Raw genomic sequence first — 11,626 nt, 5'->3', positions numbered from 1 at the left:
GTCCAAAAGCTCGGTGCTCACGAACTGCGGCTGGTAGTGGGTGTATTTGGCGGAGACAAATTCCCCCTCTATTTTGGACTCTGTGTCGAGAGGTGCGGAAATCTCGTAATGTATGCTTGCTGACATCCGCACCTTAGCCAAATTCTTGCCTGGCAAATTCAACTTTCGAGCACAGGTTTTCCCCGCGTATTCAACTGTGAGCATCCGCGTTGACGCCTCGTAAGAGACATGCAGGGTGTGTACACCCTTTACATCATCTTCCTCCAACGTTGTACTTTGGAGCGGCGTACCATAGTACAGCCCCGTACAAAATGCAATTAGATACCCTTCTCTGCCAGCCAGCTTTCCCAGCTGCACAAATGCAAAGGTTTCATCCGTCTCCTCGTCCATAAGAACAAACTGGACAGCACCGCCTTCCCTCACTTTGCTTTTATCAACCTGCAAAGAAAAATTGCTCTCAAATTCCCAGTTGCTTTGCAAAGATACCTCACGATGGCTGAACACTCCACTGGAGTCACTATACAAACTATTGTCGGCAGAGTTGACAGCGCTGTCAATCCGATCCGCCAGATGCATAAAATTTTCGGAAATATAGCCGCCGCGGCCAGCTGTTTGCTTAAACTCAAATATGTCCCGCAGATCAAAAGCACCCACAAACTCCGAGGAGCTGTCGCCGCCGTCCCCCTCCGCCTCCTCGGCAAAGGCCCAGGCTGGTGTCAGGTTAAAACAGAGGGCGGCCGCCAATCCCAGCGCCGCCGCCCGCATTCCCTTTTTCATCTTTTTTCGCTCCCTTTCCCGCCCCTCGCAGCGAGGGGGCAGAATCATTTTACTCATAAGAGGCAGCCCGGCAGCCCCCACTGTCACCTTTTTGCAAATTTTTTAAAAAAAAATGCACTGGTCCATTTTTCCTTTTTCCCTTCCCACAATCCGTGCTATAATGGGTGGCGAAATTTGACGAAAGGGGGCGGATGCCATGGCAGCACTGGGCCACCGCCAGCTGGGGGAGCTCTTGGTGCGGGCGCGGGAGGGGGACGAGCGCGCCTTTGACGCCCTCTACCAGGCCACCGCTCCCATCCAGTGGAAACAGGCCTACGCCCTGCTGCACGACCAGGCCCTGGCGGAAGACGCGGTGCAGGAGACCTATCTCACCCTCTACCGCCACATGGGGCAGATCGACAGCCCCAAGGCCCTGGTGGCCTACCTCAACCGCACCGCCTACCGGGTCTGCCTGCGGCTGGCCCAGCGCCAAAAGCAGTTCCCCCTAAACGCCGCCCCGCCGGAAACGCAGCAGCTGGCCGCCCAGCCCGACGACGACGCCCGCCACCTGCCCGAGGAGGCCGCCATCGAGAAAGAGGAGGTGCGCGCCCTCCTGGCCGCCCTGGAAAAACTGGACCCCCGCCAGCGGGAGGCGGTGCTGCTGCACTACTACCAGCGCCGCACCGTGGCGGAGATCGCCCAGGCGCTGGACTGCTCCCCCTCCACCGCCCAGCGGCTCTTGAGCCGGGCCCGCGCCCGCCTGCGGCAGCTGCTGGGCCTCCCCGCCCTCCTGGTGGGGCCGGCGGTGGGCCGGGCGGTGGGCAAGCTCCCCAGCCCAGTGCCGCCCCAGCCCCGGCAAAAGCACAGCCTCTCCCGCCCGGCAGCCGCCTCCCTGGCCCTGCTGCTGGGGGGCGCCGCCTTCCTCGCCGGGCGCGGCGGCGGTCCCTCTATCGCCCGGGTGACGGCCGCTTCGGGCTGGCGCGCCCAGCCCTGTCCCGTCACCATCTCGGTGGCGGGGGCGACCCCCGACCAGGTGACCCTGGTCGGGCCGGATGGGCAGGCCGCCCCGGCGCACCGTCAGCCCGACGGCAGCTACCTGGCCCTGGCGGGGGAAAATGGCCTCTACACCGCCCTCGCCCGCACCGGCGGGAAAGAGGCCCGGCGGGAAGTCTCGGTCCAAACCGTCGACCGGGCGGGCCCCCTCCTCCTCTCCACCCGGATGGAGGGGGGCCGGGCCGTCTTTTCCCTGTCGGACGAGGGGGCCGGGGTAAACTGGGCCAGCGCCTCCCTGACCGGCGAGGGGGGGACCTCCTTCGCCCCCCTCTGGGTGGACGAAGCGGCGGGCGAGGCGGTCTTCTCCGCCCCCGGCGGCCGCTACACCCTCTCTGTCTCCGACCGGGTGGGCAACCGCTCCAGCGGCCAGGTGACCCTTACCTTCCCCCAGGCGGAGTAGGCCGTTTTCCCCCTCCGCCGGCAATCCGCAGAAAATGCGCGCCGTTTCGCTATCATTGGCGGCCCAAACGTGGTAAAATAGAGTTGGGAAAGCGCGCCGTTTCGGCCTGGGCGACAGTCCGGCTGCCGGGCGGCGCGCTTTGGCGCAGCCCGAGGGGGGCGCGCCTGGCCCGTTCGGAGAAAAGGAGAGACCATGTTTCAAATTGGGGAGTACGTTGTTTACGAGAACACCGGCGTCTGCCGGGTGGAGAGGGTGGGCCCGCCCGTCGGTATCCCCGTGTCCGACAAGGAGAGGCTCTACTACGAGCTCTCCCCTGTGCGGGGCACGGGCACCATCTTCATCCCGGTGGACGCCGGGGCCTTCATGCGGCCCATCATCACCCGGGAGGAGGGGCTGGCCCTGCTGGCAAAACTGCCCCAGCTGCGGGCAGCGCCCTGTGCCGGCCGGGACCAGCGCACCCTGGCCGAGCACTACCACAGCTTTTTCGAGTCCCACGACTGCGAGGACCTGGCGCGGCTGATCTGCTCCATCCGCTCCAAGAGCGAGGAGACCCTCTCCCAGGGCAAAAAGCCGGGCAAGATGGACTTACAGTACCAAAAGCGGGCGGAGGAACTGCTCTGCGAGGAACTGGCCACCGCCCTCGGCGCCACCTTTGAGGAGATCGACGCCGCCATCCAAAACGAGTTTGAGGGCGCCCCCGACAGGGGGCCCGTCCAGTAGCCAAGCCGGCCAAAGCCGCCGTTCCCGCAAAGGGAGAACTGCCCGGGCGATCGTCGAGATTGCCCGGGCAGTTCTCTTTTAAAAAGCGGTCTCCCGCCCCTTTGGTGCGGGGGAAAAGCCCCCGCCCCCAGTTAAAAGTACTCGATGGTGACCCGCTTTCCGGTCTTTCGCAACTCCTCCGCCAACTCGCCGATCAGGCTGAACTTCAGCCCCAGAGAGACGGGCATCCCCGGGTTCTGGTGTGCCTCGTTGAGGGCCTGGCCCACCAAAAAGTGCACCTCGGTGGACTCCTCCATCAGCACCCTCGTCAGCTTGGTGGCGCCGTCTTTTTTCTTGTAGTTGATCAGCTCGTGCTCTCCCCCGGTCTCCCCCATTTCGCGGATGTTCTCCAGCGCCTTGCGCAGGGTCAGCACCCCCTCGGTCACCAGGTCCACCCCCGGCAGGAGGGCGGTGGGCGGCAGGGCCGGGTTGTCGTAGTCCAGCAGCACCTTCAGCTCCCGCCCGGTGACCCGGCTGACGATCTGGGAGGTGGTACCGCCGCAGATCACCTTCAGCCCCTTGGAGTACATCAGCCGGTTGACCACCGTGGCGTCCATCTCCTTCTTGGCGGGGGGGCCCACCATCACGGTGGCCGCCCGCCCCTCCCGAAAGCGGATGGCGCAGACGGTGGAGTCGTCCCCCGGCTTGTTCATGTACAGGGTGTTCACGGTGGAGACCATCTTCTTGGCCATCACCCGGGGGGAGATGTCCTTCTCCATGGCCTCCTCGGCGTACTTGACAATGTTGTCGTACTGCCACCCCAGATCCAACAGGGAGCCGACCCCGGCGTGAACCACCCCGTCGGAAAACATCACCAGCATGTCGTCCACCTGGGCCTGGAAGGAGGAGGTGTAGATGATCTTCCCGTCGATCTCCACCACCTCCCTTGCAAGCTCCATCAACTTGCCGTCGCGAAAGTAGATGATGAGGGGGTTGTCGAACTCAGCGGTGTAGATCCAGCCGTCGGGCTTGACCTTGACGATGGTGAAGGTGGAGTAGGCCAGCCCCCGCTCGGAGCACTTGGGCAGGGTGGAGGCAATGGTCTCAACGCACTCGGTGAGCTTGGCCCCCTCGGCCATCATGGTGGCGATGATCTTGCTGGTGAGGGTGGAGAGGATGTTGGCCTTGACCCCGCTGCCCAACCCGTCGGCCAGCACGGCGTAAAACCCGCCCCCCTGGTCGCGGATAAACTCCACCTTGTCGCCGCACAGCTCCTCGCCGTAGTGGTTGATGCTCTCATAGGCGGCGTCGGCAAAGAACTTCATAGGGCACCGTCCTCCCCCTGTTCCATGCTCTTTTTCAAGCTGGTGAGGGCCACCTTGGTCTCGGCGGTGGTCTCCCCCAGCAGGGAGGCGATCTCCTGGGCCACCCGCATCTGCTTGTCAATGACCTTCTGGGCGGTGTCCACGGTGTGCATCCGCAGGGCCTCCAGCTTTTTCTTGTTCTCGTTCTCGGCGGTCATGTCCTTCATAAAGACGATGAACATCCGGTTCTCGCGGATGTAGATCACCGTCTCCTCCACGCTGACGCCCTCGCCCACCACCACTTCGTTCTTCATGGCCGGTCGGCCGCTCTCTCTGGCGCGGTCAAAGGTGTCGTCGCCGAAAAACTCGGGGATGATCTGGCCGACGGCGCTCTCCCGGCGCAGCCCCATCATCTCCTCGGCGGCGGGGTTCAGGTCCAGCACCTCCAGCTCCTCGGTGAGGGCGATGGTGCCGTTGGGGGAGTGCTGGATGACGGTGGAGGAGATATTCTCCGCCTTCTCTCTCAGGTAGGGCAGGCACATGTTGACATCGGCCTTCCCCCGGTAGACGGCAATGGCCTTGTCCCGGCAGGTCTCGTATCCGCAGCCGCCGCAGTTGAGCTCCTGCTCCGGGCTGGTCTTGCCGATCTGGGCGAGGATGGCGCGGATCTCCTCCTCGGTGGGGATGGGCTCGGCCTTGGGGGCCCCCCGGAACAGCCGCAGGTGGGAGAGCTCACAGGCGGCCGAGGGGGCGGGCCGGGCGTCCCGGGGCTTGGGCTGGTCGTCGATCTCCATCCGCCCGCGGAAGCTGGAGATCCCCTCCCGGCGCATCACCGGGCCGCCCAGGCAGGCCCCGGCGCACATGTTGGCCTCGATGAAGAGGCCGGTGGGGTGTTCATTCTCCAGCCAGGAGAAGAGCTCCATGCAGTTTTCCACCCCGTCGACACAGACCTTGCGGTAGTGGCCGTAACTCGCCGGCTCGATGCTCTTGAGAATGCCGCTGGGCTTGGGGTAGAGGCGGCTGACCGGGTGGGCGGTGCCCACCGCCTCCCCGTCGCTCTCCTCCTTTGGGGCCCCCTCGATGAGGGCGCGCAGGGCGTTGAAGCTCAGGGCGTAGTCCACGTCCCCCCCGGCCAGGGGGTCCATGGCCTCCTCCTTCTTGGCCAGGCAGGGGCCGATAAAGATCACGTGGATGTTCTGGCCGTATCTCTCCTTCATCATCTTGGCGTGGGCCATCATGGGGGAGTAGACCGGGGCCAGCCACTGGGCGATGGCCGGGTAGTGGCGCTCCACCATCATCACCACCGAGGGGCAGGCCGTGGCGATGATGTTCTCCATCTCGCCGGCGGCCATCAGCTGGGCGTAGGCGCGGGAGGTCTCGTAGGCGCCCACGGCGGTCTCCTCCACCCCGGCAAAGCCCACGGCCTTGAGGGCGGCCGAGAGCTGCTCAAAGGTGAGGTCGGTGAAGTAGCTCTTGTACGAGGGGGCCAGGGTCACGTAGACCGGGTCGGGCCCCTTCAGCAGCTCCAGCACCTTGGGCCGGTGGTCGGTGGTGAAGCGGGCGTTCTGCGGGCAGACGTCCACGCAGGTGCCGCAGAGGACGCACTCGTCCTCGATGATCTGCACCTTCCCCCCCGAAAAGGAGATGGCTTTGATGGGGCAGTGCCGGATGCACTTGTAGCAGTTTTGGCAGTTCCCCTCGTTGAGTTTGATGATGCTGCTCACCGTCTCATTCCTCCTCTACCTTGGGCAGTACGTGCTGGTAAAAAATGTCGCTGGCGTTGGCAAACCCCACATGGGAGATGGGCTCGTCGTCCACCTGCATGGAGATGCCGTCCAAACAGCGCCCCATGCAAAACGAGGCCTTGAGGGCCACCTTGTCCTCCAGCCCCCGCTCCTTGATGATCTCCTGAAAGGTCTTGATGACCTGGTAGGAGCCCTTCATGTGGCAGGAACTGCCCACACAGACTGTCACTGTAACCATCGTCTCTCTGCGCCTCCTCGCGTCAAAATGCCGGCCCCGCCGCCCCGCCGGGCAGGGGGGTGGGCATGGCTTCTCTATTTTATCTATTATACACGATGGCGCCGGTCGGGAAAAGGCCGCGTTCCTGCCAAAATCGGGCGGAAAAACTGTCGATAAATGCTATTGAAATGGCGGTATCGCCAGTGTATAATAGATTAGATTGTTAATTCGGTATCAAACCGCCCAACGGCAAACCAAATAAGAGCAGGAGTGAACAAAGGTGAAAACGATGAAATCCATCCGTGTGGTCGTCTGCGTTTGCACCCAGTGCATCATGAATGGCGCCATGGACATCATTGAGTCGGTGGAGAGCCTGAAAAAACTCAAGTACGAGATGCGCCACGGGGTAAAGATCCAGGTGGAGACCCAGGTCTGCCACACCGAGCACGACCACAGCCAGGTCTGCCCGGTGGTCTTTGTCGACGGCCAGCAGATCGAAAAGGCCACCAACGAAGAGGTTATGACACGCATTTTATCGATTGTGAGGAAGTGATTGCAACGTGAGAGGAGTTTACACACCCGTCACCAAAATTCGCCGCCAAATCTTTACCGAGATCGCCCGCCTCGCCTTTGAGGGGTGGAGCCAGGAAAAGGTGGAGGAGCTGCCCTACAAGATCATCTCGGGCGAGATTCCCCAATACCGCGACAGCGTCTTCAAAGAGCGGGCCATCGTCGGCGAGCGGCTGCGGCTGGCCATGGGCCTGCCCCTGCGCGACATCAACGACAACGCCCCCATCTCCAAGGGCCTCAGCGACGACATGCTCATCAACCAGGCCTACGAGCTGCCGCTCATCAACGTCATCCCCTTTGCCTGCAACGCCTGTCCCGAGACCTCCTACATGGTCACCGACAACTGCCGCCACTGCCTGGCCCACCCCTGCGTGTCGGTCTGCCCGGTGTCGGCCATCCAGTTCACCGCCGAGGGGACGGTCATCGACCAGGACAAGTGCCTCAAATGCGGCCGCTGCAAAGAGGTCTGCCCCTACAGCGCCATCGTCAAATACGACCGGCCCTGCGCCGCCGCCTGCGGGGTAAAGGCCATCGGCAGCGACCACCTGGGCCGCGCCAAGATCGACTACGACAAGTGCGTGGCCTGCGGCCAGTGCATCGTCTCCTGCCCCTTTGGCGCCATCACCGACAAGTCCCAGCTGTTCCAGCTGGCCACCGCCCTCAAAGAGGGGGTCCCGGTGGTGGCCGAGGTGGCCCCCTCCTTTGTGGGCCAGTTCGGCCCCGCCGCCACCCCCGACAAGGTGAAGGCCGCCCTCAAACTCATCGGCTTTGCCGACGTGGTGGAGGTGGGCTGGGGGGCCGACCGGGGCACCGTGGAAGAGGTGCACCACTACGCCAAGCACGTGGCCACCGGGGAGGCCCGGTTCCTGGCCACCTCCTGCTGCCCGGCCTGGTCGGTCATGGCCAAAAACGAGTTTCCCGAGATCTCCCAGTACCTCTCCCAGGCCTACACCCCCATGGTGGAGACCGCCCGCCACGTCAAAAAGACCCATCCGGACCACAAGGTGGCCTTCATCGGCCCCTGCTCCGCCAAAAAGCTGGAGGCCATGCGCCGCACCATCCGCAGCGACGTGGACTACGTCATCACCTTTGAAGAGCTGATGGGGATGTTCGCCGCCAAGGACGTGGACTTCGGCGAGATCGAGGGCGAACCCTTCGCCGACGCCGCCCCCGAGGGGCGGGGTTACGCCGTCTCCGGCGGGGTGGCCGGGGCCATCGCCAGCGGGGTACACAAACTCTACCCCGAGGTGGAGGTCAAGATGGACCGGGCCGAGGGGCTGGCCAACTGCAAGAAGATGCTGGCCATCGCCAAGGCCGGCAAGCGCGAGGGCTACTTGATGGAGGGGATGGCCTGCGTCGGCGGCTGCGTCGCCGGCCCCGGCACCCTGCAGCCCATCAACAAGGCCACCGCCGCCGTCAACAAGTTCAAGGCCGAATCCCCCATCGACCTCTTTGAGGGGGAAGAGGGGCAGTAGATCCCCACCCGGGCAAACCCGCCCGCCAACAACCAAAAACGCTGCCAGAGAGCCGGTTTTCGGGCCCCTTCCCGAACCGGCTCTCTTTTTTGCGCCCTCCCCGCCACCCCCCAGCCGCCCCCAAATCTGTGCGGGGCCGCCCACATTCTTCGTCAAAACGCGCAATAATAACTGCAATGTTTGTCTATTTCTTAGGGCAATTGTCCTCCCCACAGGTGGGGGAAGCGCCTATACTTGGGGTACACAGGAGGGGAAACCCCCTCCACAACAGCGACAGGAGGAAGGTTCTATGGACAAGCGCAAAGTCATTCTCGACGTGGACACCGGCGCAGACGACGCGGTGGCCATCATGCTGGCCCTGCTGGCCCCCGAGTTGGAGGTCATCGGCATCTGCTCGGTCAACGGCAACCGGGAGGTTCGCCTCACCACCGACAACACCCTGCGGGTGCTCGACCTGCTGGGCCGGGGCGAGGTGCCGGTCTACCGGGGCTGCGAGTACCCCATGGTCTCCACCCTCAAACCGGGGCGCAAACCCAACATCCCCTGGCGGGAGGGGATGATGACCGGCGTCGAGGCCCTGGTGCACGGCGACCACCTGGAGATCCCCGAAACCGACCTCAAAGAGCAGGAGGAGTGCGCGGTCAGCTACCTGGTGCACACCCTGAAAAACACCGAGGAGAAGATCACCCTGATCCCCGTCGGCCCCCTGACCAACATCGGCATGGCCCTGCGGGTGGCGCCGGAGATCGCCGAGAACATCGAGGAGATCATGATCATGGGCGGGGGCTTCCTCACCAACAACTCCTCCGCCGTGTCCGAGTACAACGTCTGGGTCGACCCCGAAGCCGCCGAGATCGTGATGCAGTCGGGCTGCAAGATCACCTGGGTGCCCCTGGACGCCACCCACGAGTGCTACCTCACCACCGAGGACGCCGCCGAGATTCGCAAGCTGGGCACCAAGACCGCCGACGCGGTGGCCGCCATCATCGAAAAGCGCACCCGGGGCTATTCCAACGACGTGGACATGAAGGAGTACTCCGGCGCGCCGGTGCACGACGCCCTGGCCGTCTGCGCCCTGCTGGACCCCACCGTCCTCACCGAGGTGGAGGAGGTCAACTGCCACGTGGACATCGCCGCCGGGTACGCCGACGGGCAGACCTGCCTGGACCGGCGGATGCGCACCAACAAGGAAGCGCCCAACTGCTATTTCGCCATGCACGCCGACCGGGAGAAGTTCCGCTCCATGGTCATGGACATCTTAAAGCTGGCCGACCGCTAGAAGCCGGGCCAGGCGAGATAAAGGAGGAGACAACACCATGCCCAGAAAAGTGATTTTAGATGTGGATACCGGCACCGACGACGCCGTCGCCATCATCGCCGCCCTGCTGGCCCCCGAACTGGATGTCATCGGCATCTGCTCGGTCAACGGCAACCGGGAGGTAAAGCTCACCACCGACAACACCCTGCGGGTCAAGGCCCTCATGGGCTCCGACGTGCCGGTCTACCGGGGCTGCGAGTACCCCATGGTGGCCACCCTCACCCCCGGGCGCAAACCCGGCATCCCCCACCGGGAGGGGGAGATGACCGGGGTGCGCTCCCTGGTCCACGGCGACCACCTGCCCCTGCCCGAAACCGATCTGAAGGAGGAGGCGGAACCCGCCGTCACCTGGCTCATCGACACCCTGCTACACGCCGAGGAGAAGATCACCCTGATCCCCGTCGGCCCCCTGACCAACATCGGCATGGCCATCCGCGCCGACCCCCGCATCGTCGATCACATCGAGGAGATCATGATCATGGGCGGCGGCTATCTGGTCAACAACACCACCCCCATGGCCGAGTACAATGTCTGGGTCGACCCCGAATCGCTGGAGGTGGTGCTCCAGTCCGGCTGCAAGGTGACCCTGGTCCCCCTGGACGCCACCCACGAGTGCTACCTCACGGTGGAGGACGCCGCCGAGATGCGCGCCCTGGGCAACAAAGCCGCCGACGCAGTGGCCACCCTCATCGAGCAGCGCACCAAGGGCTACTCGATGGACGCCGACATGAAGGCCTATCAGGGCGCCCCCATCCACGACGCCCTGGCCGTCTGCGCCCTCCTGGACCCCACCGTCCTCACCGACGTCCGCCCCGTCTGCTGCCATGTGGACATCTCCGGCGGCTACGCCGACGGACAGACCTGCCTGGACCTGCGCGCCCGCATCGACAAGGATGAGCCCAACTGCTTCTTCGCCTTCCACGCCGACCGGGACAAATTCGCGGCCATGCTCAAGGGCATTCTGGCGAGGGGCTAACCCCCGCCCCCCTTCAACACGAGAGAGATTCGGAACCGCCGCCAGCGGTTCCGAATCTCTTTTCTCTTGCCTCCCCACCGGCCAGCCCGCCGCCGGCAGGGCGCTGGACCCCTCCCCCTCGCTCTTTACACCCCCAGTGCCGGACCCAATCGCCCTCTCTCCCCGCGCGGCAGGCGGGCGGCCAACCGTCGGCCGGGGAGGGCGGAAAAGGCGCGGCTCCCCCTCCGCCCCGCCCAAAGGAATCTTTGAAAAAACCGCCTCCCCGCCGGAGGAGGAACCCCCTGTCCCCTCTCCCCGAAGACCTGTCGCCGGCGACGGGTGGCCCCGCCCAAGCGGGTCTCCGGGCGCTGGCCGCCCTGCCGGCCGCGGCGGCAACCGCCGCCGTCGGAACACGCCGCAAAACCCGCTGGCCCGTCAAAAAGGGGGCGCGCCGTCAGCTGTTATCCGCTTGACAGGGCGCCCCTTTTTGCACCTGTGCTGACCTTCCCTTTGCCCCGCGCCCATCCCCTCTAAAAGGCCGGCTCGCTCTCCCCTGCCGAGGAGACCGATCAGTAAGCCCAACAGCCCCAGCGCCCCCGCCGGCGGCCGACTTGTAGGGCTGCCCGGCAAAGAGGCGCTAAGCGGCATTCTCGCACAGGGGAAGGGTGCGATCGGGGAAGAGCAGCAGCCCCTCGCCCCCACCGCCAGGGCCATCTCGCCAGCCCCACCATTTCGGTCTCCCCGCAAAGGCCGCCTCCGGCCCTACCAGTGCCCGGGCCAAAATGAGACCAGAGCTCTCGCAGGTCAGGAGGAGCCGGCCGCCCAGACCCCAGCCGCCCCCATCCGGCCCATCGGCCGCACCCGCTCCCCCCTCCTCGCGGTAGCGGGCGTCCGACTTCCACTCCCCCCCGGCTCCTGCAGGGTCCGCACCGGGGCCCTCCGCTCCCAGCCCAAGATTCCCTCGCCCGGGTCCACCGGGCAACCCGAAAAGCCGGGAGCAGTCGCCCGCCGGCAGTCGGGCAGGTACTCCCCCCTCACCCAATCCAACCCCCGTTCACTGTCCCCCCCTTGCAGGGCCACGGCCCTGCCCTTCTCTGCGGCCGCGCCTCTGCGCCCATTGCACCACCGCAGGGT

At 64.8% G+C, this 11,626-nt stretch carries 11 protein-coding genes; 6 read left to right on the top strand and 5 right to left on the bottom strand.

Annotation, left to right across the window (positions count from 1 at the left end; translation table 11 throughout):
* Positions 1-777 (bottom strand): hypothetical protein (locus HJY11_RS12730; protein ID WP_208076330.1); only part of this gene is annotated, 777 nt, incomplete at its 3' end.
* A gap of 196 nt (positions 778-973) precedes the next feature.
* On the opposite strand from HJY11_RS12730, the gene HJY11_RS12725 reads away from it, so the two are divergent.
* Positions 974-2,209 (top strand): sigma-70 family RNA polymerase sigma factor, encoded by a 1,236-nt coding sequence (locus tag HJY11_RS12725; RefSeq protein ID WP_208076329.1) that lies wholly within the window; start codon positions 974-976, stop codon positions 2,207-2,209.
* Between the two features lie 192 nt (positions 2,210-2,401).
* Positions 2,402-2,929: a CarD family transcriptional regulator gene (locus HJY11_RS12720; RefSeq protein WP_208076328.1), complete on the top strand. Its 528-nt coding sequence runs from the start codon at positions 2,402-2,404 to the stop codon at positions 2,927-2,929.
* Positions 2,930-3,060: 131 nt separating this feature from the next.
* Here HJY11_RS12720 and HJY11_RS12715 read toward each other — a convergent pair whose 3' ends face one another.
* Genes HJY11_RS12715 through HJY11_RS12705 form a run of 3 tightly spaced genes read right to left on the bottom strand, consistent with a single transcriptional unit; the run spans position 3,061 to position 6,195 of the window.
* The gene (locus tag HJY11_RS12715) at positions 3,061-4,233 is read right to left on the bottom strand and encodes a SpoIIE family protein phosphatase (RefSeq protein ID WP_208076327.1); all 1,173 of its coding nucleotides are present in this window, start codon (positions 4,231-4,233) and stop codon (positions 3,061-3,063) included.
* Positions 4,230-5,936 (bottom strand): [Fe-Fe] hydrogenase large subunit C-terminal domain-containing protein, encoded by a 1,707-nt coding sequence (locus tag HJY11_RS15710; protein ID WP_208076326.1) that lies wholly within the window; start codon positions 5,934-5,936, stop codon positions 4,230-4,232. Before HJY11_RS15710 ends, HJY11_RS12715 begins: the two co-directional genes overlap by 4 nt.
* A 4-nt stretch (positions 5,937-5,940) precedes the next feature.
* Complete coding sequence (locus HJY11_RS12705) at positions 5,941-6,195, bottom strand: (2Fe-2S) ferredoxin domain-containing protein (RefSeq protein WP_208076325.1); 255 nt, start codon at positions 6,193-6,195, stop codon at positions 5,941-5,943.
* A 259-nt stretch (positions 6,196-6,454) separates the two neighbouring features.
* Between HJY11_RS12705 and HJY11_RS12700 the strand changes: the two genes are divergently transcribed.
* The 4 genes from HJY11_RS12700 (at position 6,455) to HJY11_RS12685 (ending at position 10,513) form a co-directional block, all read left to right on the top strand.
* Positions 6,455-6,727 carry a hypothetical protein gene (locus tag HJY11_RS12700; protein ID WP_208076324.1) on the top strand — a complete coding sequence of 91 codons (273 nt, stop codon included), beginning with the start codon at positions 6,455-6,457 and terminating at the stop codon, positions 6,725-6,727.
* Between the two features lie 7 nt (positions 6,728-6,734).
* Positions 6,735-8,219: a 4Fe-4S dicluster domain-containing protein gene (locus tag HJY11_RS12695; RefSeq protein ID WP_208076323.1), complete on the top strand. Its 1,485-nt coding sequence runs from the start codon at positions 6,735-6,737 to the stop codon at positions 8,217-8,219.
* A 289-nt stretch (positions 8,220-8,508) separates the two neighbouring features.
* The gene (locus HJY11_RS12690) at positions 8,509-9,498 is read left to right on the top strand and encodes a nucleoside hydrolase (protein WP_208076322.1); all 990 of its coding nucleotides are present in this window, start codon (positions 8,509-8,511) and stop codon (positions 9,496-9,498) included.
* 37 nt (positions 9,499-9,535) lie between these two features.
* Positions 9,536-10,513, top strand: a complete 978-nt coding sequence (locus tag HJY11_RS12685; protein ID WP_208076321.1) for a nucleoside hydrolase — start codon at positions 9,536-9,538, stop codon at positions 10,511-10,513.
* 783 nt (positions 10,514-11,296) lie between these two features.
* Here the strand turns inward: HJY11_RS12685 and HJY11_RS12680 are convergent.
* Positions 11,297-11,530 (bottom strand): hypothetical protein, encoded by a 234-nt coding sequence (locus tag HJY11_RS12680; protein ID WP_208076320.1) that lies wholly within the window; start codon positions 11,528-11,530, stop codon positions 11,297-11,299.
* Between the last annotated feature and the right edge of the window lie 96 nt (positions 11,531-11,626).

This window comes from Bittarella massiliensis (ex Durand et al. 2017) (assembly GCF_017566145.1).
Taxonomy (GTDB): Bacteria; Bacillota; Clostridia; order Oscillospirales; family Ruminococcaceae; genus Bittarella; species Bittarella massiliensis_A.
The sequence above is the reverse complement of the archived record's forward strand: the minus strand, read 5'-3'. Positions and strand labels throughout refer to the sequence as shown.

Excerpts from the sequence above, each read along its gene's own strand:
- HJY11_RS12725 (WP_208076329.1), top strand. The coding sequence starts at position 974 with ATGGCAGCACTGGGCCACCGCCAGCTGGGGGAGCTCTTGGTGCGGGCG.
- HJY11_RS12720 (WP_208076328.1), top strand. The coding sequence starts at position 2,402 with ATGTTTCAAATTGGGGAGTACGTTGTTTACGAGAACACCGGCGTCTGC.
- HJY11_RS12715 (WP_208076327.1), bottom strand. The coding sequence starts at position 4,233 with ATGAAGTTCTTTGCCGACGCCGCCTATGAGAGCATCAACCACTACGGC.
- HJY11_RS12705 (WP_208076325.1), bottom strand. The coding sequence starts at position 6,195 with ATGGTTACAGTGACAGTCTGTGTGGGCAGTTCCTGCCACATGAAGGGC.
- HJY11_RS12690 (WP_208076322.1), top strand. The coding sequence starts at position 8,509 with ATGGACAAGCGCAAAGTCATTCTCGACGTGGACACCGGCGCAGACGAC.
- HJY11_RS12685 (WP_208076321.1), top strand. The coding sequence starts at position 9,536 with ATGCCCAGAAAAGTGATTTTAGATGTGGATACCGGCACCGACGACGCC.